This is a genomic window from Halothiobacillus diazotrophicus (genome assembly GCF_001663815.1).
Taxonomy (GTDB): Bacteria; Pseudomonadota; Gammaproteobacteria; order Halothiobacillales; family Halothiobacillaceae; genus Halothiobacillus; species Halothiobacillus diazotrophicus.
On the sequence record NZ_CP016027.1, the window covers coordinates 701,705 to 715,160 of the forward strand.

The following is a 13,456-nucleotide window of genomic DNA, read 5'->3' on the forward strand; positions in this document are numbered from 1 at the left end:
TCGGGACAGCTCAGGAATGGGGTAAGCGTGACAGCCATCGATCGAGCTGACCGGCGAACCGTTTGCGATCGGCCTGGCTCAGGGCCGCCACCCCGCCGGTCTGTATCCCGCTCGATCGCAGGGTCTCCATGAAGTCGCGCATCGTCAGGCGGGCCCGAATCGTGTCCGCCGCATATTGCTCGCCTCGGGGATTCAGCGCATGCCCGCCCTTCTCGATGACTTCTGCCGCCAGGGGGATGTCCCCCGTGATGACCAGATCCCCCGCCACCAGGCGCCGAACGATTTCGTTGTCCGCCACATCAAACCCGCGTGGCACCTGAAGGCAGCGAATCCACGGGGAATTGGGAATCCGCAGGGATTGATTGGCGACAAGCACCAACGGCACACCGCTGCGATCGGCTGCCCGAAACAGGATTTCCTTGATCACGACCGGACAGGCATCGGCATCCACCCAGATTGTCATTGCGCCATCCACTTCCCTTAACGATTGACAAGGCACCGACCGGTGCCCGGAATGAACAGGCCCCGCAAATGCGGGGCCTGATGCGTGCACAGGTCACCGAGAACCGTGATTATTCCATCTGTGCGTTGATCTTGCTCAGAATCACGAAGCGATCCTGCGGCAGACTGCCACCGTCGACCTTGATGTTATCCACGTCGATACGGGTGGTGCCATCCTTCTGCGGGATGACTTTCAGCGTCAGCATCAGCTTGAGGGACTGCTTGGGATCCACCTGCTCGCCGCGCAGGGCCACATCGGCATACAGTGCCTGCGGGTGATTGTGGCTGACCTCGATCACGCCATCCTTCTGGTTGCTCTTCACCGGATCGAATCCCAGTCGATCCAGTGCGAGACCCAGACGGTTCCATACGCGCGGATAAGGCTGACTCACCATGATGTAGCGTTCGTCCTTATCCTTGTTGAAGAACAGCTTGGCCCGGGGAGCGAAACTCGCGTTCATCATGGCACGGGATTCGGCCTCGCTCTTGCCGGACAGATAGGCAGTCAGGCGTGCCAGAACATCCGCGGAAAGCGTGGGATCCGGCTGGGCGTCGGCATACTTGTAGGAATCCTTTTCATCGCCCGGGAACAACGGCTGATCACCCGTCAGCGGCATCTTCTGACTCGTGACGAAAACGAGAGTCTGGTTGGCAGTTTCGCCCTGCTCGATTCGGAGTCGCACCTTTTCGATGTTGTCCGGCTTGAAGAAGGTGTTCTTGGTGAGCTTCAGCAGTTTCATGAGGCTGAAGCCGTTCTGATCGGCAGACTGCGAACCGGTCCAGTCCGTTTCGATCAGGCCGACACCGGGCTCCACCTTCTTGACGGTATAACCCTCATCCTGCAAAAAGGTCTGAAGCTTCGGCCAAACCGCATCGGGACTGGCATCGACAGAAAGGTACCGGGAATCGGGACCGCCCATCACCTTCACGCCCTCGCCACGTACCAGCACCCCACCGGTGCCGCCATCCTTCTTGCTGGCCTCGGCGGCACGGGCGGATGCGATCGCGGGCATGGCCAGCCCAGCCTGCGGGGTGGGCATGGTGAAGGTCGGCGGGACGTCCAGACGCGCGGCAGGATAATCGTCGCTACCCGAGGAGAAGAACGGAATGCTGGAACAACCGGAAAGCGAGGTGGCACTGAGGATCAGCGCGGTCATCAGGGTGAGTTTCGGACGAACGGAAGGCAAAACACGCTGGATCATTGGGGGACTCGCAATAATTAAACGGATCAGGTTGGTTGGGCAACAGGGTAGCCGATACCGCAACGTCGACACTAGCGGCAAATTGTTGCAGAAATACCCGCCGCTTGCATCGCGGCGCATACTCGGGGTTCGAATTCACTCATCAGGGGCACCAGCGGAAGGCGAATTGCCGACTCGGCAAGCCCCATGGCCGCAACCGCCCATTTGACCGGGATCGGATTGGGCTGACAGAAAAGCTCGCGGTGCAGCGGCTGCAACTGGTCATCGATTGCACGCGCCTCATCGGCCTGGCCGGAAAGGGCCGCCGCGGTCATTCGATGCATCAGGGAAGGCGCAACGTTGGCCGTAACCGAGATCGTGCCCTTCGCACCGGCAAGGATCGCCGCACAGCTGAGATTGTCCTCGCCGCTGTAGATCGCGAACCCTTCAGGCGCCCCGTCGATCAGGGCCTGCATGCGCGCCAGGGAACCGCTCGCCTCCTTGGTGCCAATGATCCGGTCATGGCCGGCAAGCGCCAGGGTGGTCTCGACGGACATGTCCACGCCGGTACGCGACGGCACATTGTAGAGAATCAGGGGCAGATCGACGGCGTCGGCGATCGCGCGAAAATGCGCCATCAGGCCTGCCTGCGGCGGACGATTGTAATAAGGGGTGACGGACAGGTGCGCGTCTGCGCCAGCCTCCTTCGCAGCCTGCCCGAGGTAGATCGCCTCACGCGTGTTGTTCGCACCGGTGCCGGCGATCACGGGTATCCGTCCCGCCACCTTTTCCACCGTCGCCCGAATGACAGCGACATGTTCATCGAAATCCAGGGTGGCGGACTCGCCCGTCGTCCCGACGGCCACGATTCCATCGGTGCCCTGCTCGATATGAAACTCGATCAATCGTTCCAGCCGGGGATAATCGACCGCGCCCTGCGGGGTCATTGGCGTAACCAGCGCCACGAGGCTGCCGGCAATCTGTTGCGTGCTCATAAACCGCCTTTGCGAAGAAAAACCTGAACGATGCGATCGGACGCCTCGCCACAAGAATCGACTGGGTAAGATACCACGTTCAATCCGATCTAACCCGCCATAGTAGCGATACGTCACCGCAACTGACAAGCCGTGGGCATCGGCACCTCACTTCAGTCCTGCTCGCCGCGAACCCGCGACATCAGCGACTCGTAGACCGCATTGCGTTTTCTCGAGGTCAGGCTAGCAACGACCCTAGCGATCATGCTGGGCGCCGCCTGCTCCGCCAACAGGGCTTCGATCAACTGATCGACCGGTACCGTCTCCTCCGCGTCGGTCTCGTTATCCGATGCACCCGCCACAAGGACGACGAACTCGCCTCGGGCCGGAACTCTACCCTCGGCAAGGGCGGCACGTAATTCATCCAGCGTACCGGAATCCAGCGACTCGAAACGCTTGGTCAACTCTCGAGCCAACACGGCTTCACGCGCACCGCCCAGCACCGAGCACAGGGACTCGACGGTGGCCTGGATTCGATGTGGCGCCTCATAGAATACGAGGGTCGACGGTTGCCCGTGCAGATACTGAAGACGTGCCTCGCGAGCACGAGACTTGGCGGGCAGGAAGCCCTCGAACCAAAAATGCGTGCTGTCGAGTCCGGCAGCGGACAAGGCGGCAATGGCGGCACAGGCACCGGGAATGGGACTGACCCGATGCCCCTGAGCCTTCAGCGCCCGTACCAGCAAGCCCCCGGGATCGCTGATGGCCGGTGTACCGGCATCGCTGATCAGGGCAATGGATTCCCCCGCAGCAAGACGCGCACCGATCTCGGCGGCACGGGCCGCCTCATTATGTTCATGGAGGGAGAAAACGCGGTTGCGGATGCCGAAATGATCGAGCAGTTTGCGTGCATGCCGGGTATCCTCACAGGCGATCGCATCCACCGTCTTGAGCACGGCGATGGCGCGTTCGGTCATGTCGGCGAGGTTACCGATCGGCGTAGCGACGAGATACACTACGCCAGGTTCCACCCAACGGCCCGATTCCTTATGTACCGGGACATCCCACATCGTATCCGGGGATTCATCCGCAACAGAAATCGCCGCCAGCGCCTCATCGCGACCTTCCGTTGCCGCGGGTTCTAAAGGATTAGACATTCTTGATACTCGATTTTTTTTTCATCATCATAGCGTCTGCTGCTTCCGGCACACGTCTTAACACAAGCGAGAACACGTTATCCATGGATCGATTCCCATCGCTTCGCACCCAGCCGGCCGTGGCCGCATCTGCCGCGTCCTCAAATTCGGATTGGCGACGGAAACGCCTGCTCCGGTATGCCTTCAACCTTCTTGGACTGCCCCTGATTCTGGGCACACTGCTGCTAACAGGCTGTGCGCAATCGCCTGAATCAAACGTGGGACAGACGCCCTCGCCCGCCGAAGCTCGATTGAATCAGGCAATGGCCAGTCAGGATCCCAAACAGATTGCCCAGGCGCAAATGCAGCTCTCCACCCGGCTGAAGGGCACGCAACGGATCGAAATGCAGATGCGTTCCCTCGAGACGGCCATCGATGCGAGCGATTTTACACTGGCAAACAACCTTCTGGCCCAGGCGGATACCCGTCCGCAATGGTCCGACTATGCTCCTCGGCGCGCCCAACTGCTTGCCGGGTTTGCGCAATGGCAGGCGGGACAGACCGATCAAGCGTTGAATTCAGTCAGCAACTTGCCCCTCCCGCTCACCGCCGAGGAAGGAATCCGTCGCTTGAGCCTCATGGCCGCCATCGAGGAAGCGGCACATCGCCCCATCGATGCGGCACGCCAACGCACAGCGCTTGGCGGCATGCTCAGCGGCGCGGAGGCCGACACCAATCAGGCGGCCCTCTGGAACGATCTTAACAGCGCACCGCCCCAGGCGATTGCCGACGCCATCAAGTCGGAATCCAATCCAGTATTCATCGATTGGCTCGGCCTGAACCTCGTCTACCGGACCCGTCCCGGCGAGCTCCAGTCCTGGATCCAGAACCATCCGAACCATCCGGCGGTCACCTCCGGATTCGCCAACATGCTCACGGGGCAGGCGAGCGCCACAGCGATACCGATGCCGACCGGCAATGGTCCCATCATTGTTCTGCTTCCCCTGTCTGGTGACTATCAGACCATCAGCAAAGCCATCAGTGACGGGATCAACTTTGCCCATGACCGCCTGGGACTGGCGGGCGATCGCAGCGTACAGATCATGGACAGCGGAGAAACATTAGCCAGTTTCTCACAGGCACTGAATACCGCCCTGGCAGCCCAGCCTTCCGTGATCATCGGACCATTGCTCAAGGAACAGATCCCTGCGCTGAACAACATACCGGGCAATGCGCCACCGATTATCGCTTTGAATACGCCGAGCGACGGTACGGCGCTCCCGCCGGGCATCATCAGCTATTCCCTGTCCCCGGATGCAGACGCGCGCGCCACAGCTGACCAGATGATCAAGGATCACAAGATGACGGCGCTGGTCTTCGCCGCGGACAATGGCCTCGGCCATCGGATCGCCGATGCGTTCACACATGAATACACGCTTCTTGGCGGACAGATTCTGGACAGCGCATATTTCGACCCGAGCGCCACGGATTTTTCCACACAACTCCGCTCCCTGCTTCAGGTGCACGCGCCCAGAACGGGGGTGTTCCAACCCACGATCCGGACCGATGCCGAAGGCATATTTCTGGGGGCCACCAGTCAACAGAGCCGGATGATCGTGCCGCAACTGGATTATTTCGGCGCAGATCAACTTCCCCGGTATGGCGTTGGCATGATCTACAACGGCACGCCGAATGTGCTTGCCGATCAGGACAAGAACGGCCTGGTGATCCCGGTAGAACCCATCCTTCTGGCGGCCAATGCCGGTCCGAACGATCCGCTGCTCGGCACCTATGAGCGCGCCAGTCTCTCCCAGTTGCCCCGGTTGTTTGCATTCGGTTCGGATGCAATGCTCATCGCCAGCGACCTCAAGACCTTACTCGGGCACCAACCGCTCACCGGCCTGACTGGCACGCTCACGCTCTCCCTGACGGGCGAGATCGATCGCAAACCGGCTTGGGGGCGATTCAAACAGGGGCTGCTGCAGCCTTTGGAGGGCACCGATACCCACAATATTCCGAGTACCGTCCTATCCGATCCCGACACCCCGACGAAGGCGGCTCAAGACAAGGCGGCCATACCTGCCGTGCAACCAGGGGCAGAGCAACAGGATCAGACAGGCACCCCTCCTGCCGCCCAGCCCCCGGTCCATCCGGACGACCGGCCATCGGAAACCGCGGTACCGACATTCACGGATGGCGGAGGACTGGCACCTGCCCCCACGACTCACTGATCGCTTGCGCACCTTGCTGAAGGGCAACAGGCAGGAGGGACGCCTGCGGCATGATGATCCGGGAAAGCCATCCACGCTCACGCGCGGACACGAAGCCGAATCCCGGGCCGCGGATCATCTTGTCCAACAGGGGCTGACATTGGTCGCACGAAACATTCGCGCGGGACGAGGCGAGATCGACCTGCTCATGGAGGATGGGCCAACCCTAGTCTTTGTGGAGGTACGCGCACGACGTGCACGGGCGCTCGTTTCTCCGCTGGACAGCATTTCCCAAAACAAGCGATCGAAGATCATCGAAACCGCAACGCGTCTCCTGCAATCCCGAGGCGATTGGCAAAATCGTCCCTGTCGGTTCGATGTAGTTGCCGTCCATATAGACCCCGAGCGCCGCACCGATCGCATCGACTGGATCAGGGATGCTTTTCACGGGGAGTGAGAATGCACGGTCAAATCAAGAAATTTACCGTCAATGGACGCTTCGCAACACCCGGTCTAGAATTTCCGAAAATCGACCACCACACAGCCGAACGAATATTGCGGCGCCCCCCAAAGTTCGGAGAACAGATGCCATTTCCCCACCGACACGCCCCTGAAGCATTCCAGGAACGTCATCCATGACCGACATGCTCTCCATCGTCCAGAACCGACTACACCAGACATTGTCCCAACTGGACATCGTCCTTGCACCGCAGGTCGAACCGTTGCTGCAAGCTGCAGGCGCCATGCTTCACACGGTATTGAATGGACAGAAGATTCTTGTCTGCGGCGCACGGGAACGCTCGCAGTTGGCCGCACATTTCGCCCGACTGATGGTCGGCCAGTTCGAACACGAACGACCGGGGTTACCGGTCATTTCCCTGCAGGAGTTTCCCGGCGGACACGAACCCTACGCCAAGGCGATTCGGGCATTGGGCGCCCAAAATGACGTCCTGTTCGCCATTGCCCGACATGATTCAGACGGGCTGCAACCCGCCCTGAAAGCCGCGCGCGAACGGGGTATGGTGATCGTTCTGCTCACGAGCGGAAATACGGAACGGCTCATGGCGGAAATGAGCACGCAGGACAGCCTGCTCTGTCTCGAATCCAATGGAGAAGGCATCGTGCACGAGGCACAGTTGATTCTGATCCATGCCCTGTGCGACCTGATCGATCGACAATTGCTCGGCATCACCGAATGACAGGCCCCAACGATCTAAATACAGAGCAGGAAGGCTCACCGGATGCGCTAGAGGCGCTTTATGCGACATTACGGACGAATTTCCCCGACGAAAGGCTCAGTCGCGAACCGGGAACACGATGGGCCTACGGCATGGACAACAGCCGTCTGCACCATCCGGCCGATATCGTCGCATTCCCCCTCAGCCACGAGGAAGTGGTCGTCCTCGTCCAGGCTGCCCGAGCACATCGGGTACCCCTGACGACCCGCGGACGCGGCACCGGTACCGCCGGTGGCAGTGTCCCTGTGCACGGCGGTCTGGTCGTCGTCATGGATCGCATGAACGCGGTCCTTGAATTCCGACCGGAAGATCGCTTGATTCGTATCCAGACAGGCATGATCAACGCCGAATTACAACGGATCGTGGCTGCGGCAGGATTTTTCTGGCCCCCCGATCCCACCAGCAATGCCCTGTGTACCGTCGGTGGGAATCTCGGTTGCAATGCGGCCGGCCCACATGCGGTGAAATACGGCACGACGCGCGAAAACGTGCTGGGACTCAAGGCAGTGGCAGGGACCGGCGCAACGATCATTGCAGGTACCGAGACGACGAAGGGGGTGGTCGGCTACGACCTCACGCGTTTGCTGATCGGAGCCGAAGGCACGCTCGGCATCATTACCGAAGCCACCTTGAAACTGACGCCCTTGCCGGACGCGCGATGCCTGATCCGTGCCTTCTACCGGGATATGCATGCTGCATCCCAGGCGGTCTCCCGATTGATGAACCAACCCGCGACGCCGGCCGCCATCGAATTCATCGACGGCAACGCCTTGAATCTGATGCGCAATCATGCCCAGAATCCGGACGCGCTCGCCATCCCCGATACCGCCGGCGCACTGCTCATGATCGAGGTGGACGGCACCCGCGACGCGCTCGAGAGTCAAACGAAAATGATCCAGCAGGCCGCGTGTGGGCCGTTAACCCCGGATCGGCCGGAATCCGCCGAAGGAGCTTCGGCAGCGGATCCAAACGCGCCGCTGAGTCTCGTCATCGCGCATACACCCGAGGAAATGGCCACGCTCTGGTCGGCCCGAAAAGCCCTATCGCCGACGCTCCGTCACGTCGCACCCAAGAAGATCAACGAGGACGTGGTCGTGCCCGTGTCCCGCATACCCGTGTTGATCGGCGAACTGGACAGGATCTCGCTGCGTCACGCGGTGAAGATCGTCAATTTCGGTCATGCGGGCAACGGCAATATTCACGTCAACCTGCTCATCGACCCGGAAGATCCCGACCAGCGGGCATCAGCCGAAACGGCCCTAGCCGAAGTTTTCTCCACCGTACTCTCACTGGGCGGGACACTGTCCGGTGAACACGGCATCGGCGCCGTCAAACGGGAATACATCCGAAAAGAAATCGCCCCCGAGTCCCTGACCCTAATGCATGGCATCAAGCGGGTTTTCGATCCCGATGGCATTCTGAACCCGGGAAAGAAAATCCCGGATTGAACGGTAGGGCAGCGCCGTCGCCGAACCAGTACACGCAGCCCCCGGGGAAATTCCGTCGCAAAATGTCTGGATACCTGAACAACGGCCGCGATATGTCGTATCCTGCCGTCTGAACATCAATCAGTCGTCAACGCAACCATGACCAGCATTGCATTACTTACCATCATCGCCTATCTCGGTGCGGCATTTCTGCTGTGGCTGACGGCGCGCCAGACCGACGCACGGCTGCATTTCCGTTTACCGGCATTCAGTGCCGCCTCGCTGGCGATGGTCGGCAATGCCATCCTGATCTACCAGAATGCGTATCTCGAGCATGTGATGGGACTGAACATGAGCGTCTTCAACGCCCTGTCGGCCATCTTCTGGCTCTCTTCGCTCATCACGATCATCACCAGCCTGCGCAGCCCCGTGGAAAACATTCTGCTCGTTCTACTACCACTGACGTCCCTTTCCGTATTTCTTGCCCAGTTCTTTCCCGATCACAGCATCGTGCTGCATGCCCGAAACCCGGCACTGGATGCACATATCTTCATATCCCTCGTCGCCTATGCACTGATTACCTTGGGTGCGGTACAGGCACTCATGCTGGCCTGGCAGCATCGCGCCCTGCATGACCGCCATCCCTCGGGGCTGGTGCGGCTGATGCCGCCCATGGAGTCCGTCGAGCAACTCATGTTCCGATTCATCACCGTAGGGTTCATCCTGCTGACCCTGGCGCTGGCAACCGGATTCTTGTTCGTCGACAGCATCTTCGCGCAGCATCTGGTCCACAAGACCATTCTGTCGGTCATCAGCTGGGTGGTGTTCTTCGGGCTGTTGATCGGGCGGCATTTCGCCGGATGGCGGGGAAAAACAGCCGTCTACTGGACACTGACCGGGTTCAGCACCCTCATTCTGGCGTATTTCGGTACCAAGATTGCCTTGGAGTGGGTCTTTCACGTCCGCTAAGCCGGCTCACTTTCACGCCCGCCAAGGCGGCTCAGGGGCTTCGTTGTGCCCGCAGCTCAGCCGCCACGCAGATGCTCGACCAGATCGAACCCGTCGATTTTGAATGCCTTGCCAAACCCGTTCACCAGACGACCGGAACCGGGGGCGATCCGGTGCAGGTGAAAATCAGGCAACTGGAGCAACACGTCAACGATCTTGCCATGCCGCTCCCGGAGACTCGATAGCACCTCGTCCGCACGGGAATCGCTGCGCTCAACCCGGTTGACATCAGCGCGCCAGGTCACCCGGGCCCGATTGTAGATATTGGAAACCTCGCTCTCGTCTTCCATCAGCATGATTTCCACGGTTGGGCTGACCCGGACATGACGCGTATGCGGCGACAGGTCGCTCATCAAAACCCAGAAGGCTTCATTGAGCCACACGAATGGCAGGGCACTCAGACTGGGAAACCCATCCTCGTCAATGGTGGCCAGGATCAATGCACGCAGCTCGTCGCGCAACGACAGCAATTTGGTCAGATCGGGGTTGGTCGACTGCAGGAATTGATCAGGTGACTGGGTCATGTTCTAGATCCCGGCCCGGGATGGGCACTAAAAAGCATACGGACAGAAAGGGTTTCTCTGATTGTAGACCGAATTCCATGCAATTCGGCAATGACGCATGATTGGCAGCATATTCCCCCTGAGCGCTCATCGAATGACCCGAATCGGGAAGCACGTCAGATGCGGAATCCATGAACCAGGGTCGCCAACAGCTTGCTGTCCTCCTGCACGGAATCCACGGCATTCTTCGCCAGGTTCAGGTTTTTGGCGCCCGATGCGATCACGTCGACAAGCGCGCTCAGATCGGTATGCAGCCGTTCGATACTCTGCTGATGGCGCATGTTGTCCGCTTCGACATCATAGGTCGCAGCCAGAGATTGCTCAGTGGCAGACAGGATTTCCGACAATTCGTTCTGGGCACTGCTCAGTGCCGTCTCCGCCTGCTGGGAATAGGAGACAACCTCGCTCATGGCGCGATCGGTATTATTGACATCCCGGGTCAGGCGATCCATCACGGAGGCAATCTCGACGGCCGCATCACGGCTGCGCTTGGCCAGGGCACGAACCTCCTCGGCCACAACGGCGAAACCACGTCCATGCTCTCCTGCACGAGCGGCTTCGATCGCCGCATTCAAGGCAAGAAGATTGGTCTGATCGGCCACGGAACCAATGGTCAACGCCATACGCTCGACCTCATCCTTGGCGGAAACCAATGCACGTATATGCATCGTCGACTCCTCAACGCGGCCGATCGCCTCTTGGATGGACGCCACGCTACGACCGATCTGCCCCTGTCCCTGTTCAGAGCGGTTCTTCATGGCCCGGACCTGATCGCTCACGCGCGACAGTGCGGCTTCCAAAGCGGTGCCGCTTGAGGACAGGTTGTCTACTTCACTGATCACCCGACCCCGTTGGGATTCGACGCGACGCTGACCGGATAGAACCTGCTCAATCAGGTTATGCAACATCTCGGATGCCTCGTTGAGCGAAGCGCTCCCGCGATTGATGTCGCCGATCTGCTCATGCAGGGTCTGAATCATGCCATTGACACTATCGGATATCTCGCCCACCGAATCGGCGCTCACCACATCGCATTTCCCAGTCAGGTCGCCCTGGCGGACGGCGGTCGCCAGACAGGCGATCTTCATCAGCTGACGCAGGATAACGACATGGGTCACCCAATAGTTTACGACGCCGACCGTGATACCGGAGACGATGCACCCCAAAACGAACCATTCCAGCATGCCCGTTCGGAATGTCACGAAGAAGCTGGCAAACACCGGAAATATCAGCCCCATCAGAACGCCCATGCCAATGAATGACCATTTCAGACGACGCAGGATGCTGGGTTTTTTCATGAATTCTTCCGAGTTGCTTGGGACAGGACTGGCCAGAGTATAAACAGGGATAACCTAGCGGCATGGTAGGGTATCGTCATGGACGGCGCATACTTTAACGCCAGGATCGATTGCAAAGCCAGCCCAGGCAAGCGGGCATGACCCACAGCAGTCCGCGTGCGTCATCCTGAGCGTGAAAGCGCCGCAACTTGTGTCGCAGGTTGCTATCATGGCGCGCATGAATGCTTCATTGAGCCATCCGGCCTCCCCTCCCGCAAACATCGACGAGGAATGCAGCCGAATTGCCACGCCCATCGGCAGTGGGTTCCGTTATGCCTGCGTCCCTCTCAAGGATGTGGATCGTCGCGCCATCATCGCCCTGCGCGCCCTTGACCTTACGCTGGCCGAAATCACGAGTACACAATCCGAATCGCAGGTGGCCCGTCACAAGCTCGAATGGTGGCGTCAGGCCCTGCACCAGGCCCTCTCGTTTGATCAAGCCGAACACCCGATACTTCTGGCATTGCACGCCTGCATGCACGAAAACCTCCGCATGGCGCTGATTCCCTTGGTTGAGCTTCGCCTGGGTGCGGCCGTCATCGAGTTGGATTACCAAGGATTTGAAACGCAGCGCGATCTCCTCGCCTACCTGGACGGCGCCGGTGGAACGATGCATGAAGCCTATGCCCGTATTCTGCAAATTCCGGAAACGCAGCATGCGGCCTTGCGGTCTATCGGTGCCCTGCATCATCGACTGCAACGCCTGACCTATCTGGGTCGGCACAGTCGTCAGGGACACATTTATCTGCCCGCCGAACAGCTGGCGAAAGCGGGCGTATCCGAAGCGGATTTCCACCGGCCGAATGCCGCAGATCATCTGGGCCCTCTCCTCCAGAACGAACTCGCCGATATCCAGAAACAATACCAGGACGCCATTCAGGAACTCCGCGCGATTACCCGCCGCCCCGACGCTTTTTTTCGGATACTAATCGCTCTGGATCGCGCACAGATCGACCTTCTCCATCGCCACAAGGCGGCCGTTCTGACCACCCGGCCGGAAACGACACCCTTTCAGCGACTGGTGACGGCCTGGTGGTCCAGCAAGCGTTCGCTTCCTCAATTTCCTAACGCAAGCAAAGAATGAGCACCATGTCCGACCTGACCCAACGCGTACCGACTGAATCGAAACTGACGGATCGCGTCATTGTGATCAATGGCGCCACCGGCACCTTGGGCGGCGCCATGGCCCGCGCCCTGCAGCCTCAGGGCGCCCAGCTGGTCCTTTTCGGCCGCAAAAGCGACGTATTGAACCGCTTGGCGGACGACCTCTCGCCAATCACCGGCCCAGATGGCATGGCCCGCCCGCCCTTGATTCAGCCTGTGGATTTTTCCGGCGCAAAGATTGAGGACTACCAGACCCTGGCGGATGCCCTATCCGCATCCTTCGGCCGGGTCGACATCCTGATTCATGCGATGGGTCAAGGCGGACAGCTGTCCCCCCTCGCCCATGCCGATCTGCTCAAGTTCCAGGAAAGTCTTCATGTCAACTTCACGGCTCCCTTTGCACTCAGTCGTGCGCTATGGCCGCTTCTGGAAGCTGCTGGGCAACATGGCCGCGCCAAGGGGCAAATGCTGTTTTTCATCGATCGTGGCACACCGGCTTTCGGCAATGCCTATGGACCTGCGCATGCGGCACTGACCCGATTGATCGAGCAATGGACCAATGAAGGGGATACGGTGCGCATCAATGCGCTCGACCCAGGCCCTACGCACAGCGGCCTGCGTCAGTATCGCTTCCCCGGCGAATCCCCCGGGGAGCGCGCGCAGGCAGAGGATATGCTGCCGGAAGCGTTTTCATTGCTCCTGGACGAATCCGCGCATGGGCGAATCATCCGGCGCCAAATCGAAGCCTCCTGAGCCTGCAGCGCGCGACACAAACCT

The 13,456-nt window shown here is 59.9% G+C and carries 13 protein-coding genes; 7 read left to right on the plus strand and 6 right to left on the minus strand.

Annotated elements, in window-relative coordinates; genetic code table 11:
* Positions 1–10 precede the first annotated feature (10 nt).
* The 4 genes from A9404_RS03195 to rsmI form a co-directional block, all read right to left on the minus strand.
* On the minus strand, positions 11–463 hold the full coding sequence (locus A9404_RS03195; RefSeq protein ID WP_066098604.1) for a YaiI/YqxD family protein: 453 nt from the start codon (positions 461–463) through the stop codon (positions 11–13).
* A gap of 109 nt (positions 464–572) precedes the next feature.
* Complete coding sequence (gene bamC / locus A9404_RS03200) at positions 573–1,703, minus strand: outer membrane protein assembly factor BamC (RefSeq protein ID WP_066098606.1); 1,131 nt, start codon at positions 1,701–1,703, stop codon at positions 573–575.
* 71 nt (positions 1,704–1,774) lie between these two features.
* The gene (gene dapA / locus A9404_RS03205; protein WP_066098608.1) at positions 1,775–2,677 is read right to left on the minus strand and encodes a 4-hydroxy-tetrahydrodipicolinate synthase; all 903 of its coding nucleotides are present in this window, start codon (positions 2,675–2,677) and stop codon (positions 1,775–1,777) included.
* A 152-nt stretch (positions 2,678–2,829) separates the two neighbouring features.
* Positions 2,830–3,813 carry a 16S rRNA (cytidine(1402)-2'-O)-methyltransferase gene (gene rsmI, locus A9404_RS03210; protein WP_231880938.1) on the minus strand — a complete coding sequence of 328 codons (984 nt, stop codon included), beginning with the start codon at positions 3,811–3,813 and terminating at the stop codon, positions 2,830–2,832.
* 257 nt (positions 3,814–4,070) lie between these two features.
* Here rsmI and A9404_RS03215 point away from each other — a divergent pair, with 257 nt between their 5' ends.
* The 5 genes from A9404_RS03215 (at position 4,071) to A9404_RS03235 (ending at position 9,636) form a co-directional block, all read left to right on the plus strand.
* Complete coding sequence (locus A9404_RS03215) at positions 4,071–6,023, plus strand: penicillin-binding protein activator (protein WP_197490414.1); 1,953 nt, start codon at positions 4,071–4,073, stop codon at positions 6,021–6,023.
* Positions 5,986–6,459 (plus strand): YraN family protein, encoded by a 474-nt coding sequence (locus tag A9404_RS03220; protein ID WP_082922701.1) that lies wholly within the window; start codon positions 5,986–5,988, stop codon positions 6,457–6,459. The genes A9404_RS03215 and A9404_RS03220 overlap by 38 nt, the downstream gene beginning before the upstream one ends.
* Before the next feature lie 178 nt (positions 6,460–6,637).
* Positions 6,638–7,201 carry an SIS domain-containing protein gene (locus A9404_RS03225; protein WP_066098615.1) on the plus strand — a complete coding sequence of 188 codons (564 nt, stop codon included), beginning with the start codon at positions 6,638–6,640 and terminating at the stop codon, positions 7,199–7,201.
* Complete coding sequence (locus tag A9404_RS03230; RefSeq protein ID WP_066098617.1) at positions 7,198–8,688, plus strand: FAD-binding oxidoreductase; 1,491 nt, start codon at positions 7,198–7,200, stop codon at positions 8,686–8,688. The genes A9404_RS03225 and A9404_RS03230 overlap by 4 nt, the downstream gene beginning before the upstream one ends.
* A 138-nt stretch (positions 8,689–8,826) precedes the next feature.
* Positions 8,827–9,636 (plus strand): cytochrome C assembly family protein, encoded by an 810-nt coding sequence (locus A9404_RS03235; RefSeq protein WP_066098618.1) that lies wholly within the window; start codon positions 8,827–8,829, stop codon positions 9,634–9,636.
* Between the two features lie 56 nt (positions 9,637–9,692).
* Here A9404_RS03235 and A9404_RS03240 read toward each other — a convergent pair whose 3' ends face one another.
* Positions 9,693–10,199, minus strand: a complete 507-nt coding sequence (locus A9404_RS03240; protein ID WP_066098620.1) for a HugZ family pyridoxamine 5'-phosphate oxidase — start codon at positions 10,197–10,199, stop codon at positions 9,693–9,695.
* 155 nt (positions 10,200–10,354) lie between these two features.
* Entirely contained in the window at positions 10,355–11,536 is a 1,182-nt protein-coding gene (locus A9404_RS03245) for a methyl-accepting chemotaxis protein (RefSeq protein WP_066098622.1), read from the minus strand.
* A 208-nt stretch (positions 11,537–11,744) separates the two neighbouring features.
* On the opposite strand from A9404_RS03245, the gene A9404_RS03250 reads away from it, so the two are divergent.
* Positions 11,745–12,659 (plus strand): phytoene/squalene synthase family protein, encoded by a 915-nt coding sequence (locus A9404_RS03250; RefSeq protein ID WP_066098624.1) that lies wholly within the window; start codon positions 11,745–11,747, stop codon positions 12,657–12,659.
* A 5-nt stretch (positions 12,660–12,664) separates the two neighbouring features.
* A complete protein-coding gene (locus A9404_RS03255) occupies positions 12,665–13,432 on the plus strand; it encodes an SDR family NAD(P)-dependent oxidoreductase (RefSeq protein ID WP_197490416.1) in 768 nt (255 codons plus the stop codon).
* Positions 13,433–13,456 lie beyond the last annotated feature (24 nt).

What these genes read in the sequence shown, in the direction of transcription:
- A9404_RS03195 (WP_066098604.1), bottom strand. Translation starts at nt 463, where the DNA reads ATGACAATCTGGGTGGATGCCGATGCCTGTCCGGTCGTGATCAAGGAA.
- bamC (WP_066098606.1), bottom strand. Translation starts at nt 1,703, where the DNA reads ATGATCCAGCGTGTTTTGCCTTCCGTTCGTCCGAAACTCACCCTGATG.
- dapA (WP_066098608.1), bottom strand. Translation starts at nt 2,677, where the DNA reads ATGAGCACGCAACAGATTGCCGGCAGCCTCGTGGCGCTGGTTACGCCA.
- rsmI (WP_231880938.1), bottom strand. Translation starts at nt 3,813, where the DNA reads ATGTCTAATCCTTTAGAACCCGCGGCAACGGAAGGTCGCGATGAGGCG.
- A9404_RS03220 (WP_082922701.1), top strand. Translation starts at nt 5,986, where the DNA reads ATGGCGGAGGACTGGCACCTGCCCCCACGACTCACTGATCGCTTGCGC.
- A9404_RS03225 (WP_066098615.1), top strand. Translation starts at nt 6,638, where the DNA reads ATGACCGACATGCTCTCCATCGTCCAGAACCGACTACACCAGACATTG.
- A9404_RS03230 (WP_066098617.1), top strand. Translation starts at nt 7,198, where the DNA reads ATGACAGGCCCCAACGATCTAAATACAGAGCAGGAAGGCTCACCGGAT.
- A9404_RS03235 (WP_066098618.1), top strand. Translation starts at nt 8,827, where the DNA reads ATGACCAGCATTGCATTACTTACCATCATCGCCTATCTCGGTGCGGCA.
- A9404_RS03240 (WP_066098620.1), bottom strand. Translation starts at nt 10,199, where the DNA reads ATGACCCAGTCACCTGATCAATTCCTGCAGTCGACCAACCCCGATCTG.
- A9404_RS03245 (WP_066098622.1), bottom strand. Translation starts at nt 11,536, where the DNA reads ATGAAAAAACCCAGCATCCTGCGTCGTCTGAAATGGTCATTCATTGGC.
- A9404_RS03250 (WP_066098624.1), top strand. Translation starts at nt 11,745, where the DNA reads ATGGCGCGCATGAATGCTTCATTGAGCCATCCGGCCTCCCCTCCCGCA.
- A9404_RS03255 (WP_197490416.1), top strand. Translation starts at nt 12,665, where the DNA reads ATGTCCGACCTGACCCAACGCGTACCGACTGAATCGAAACTGACGGAT.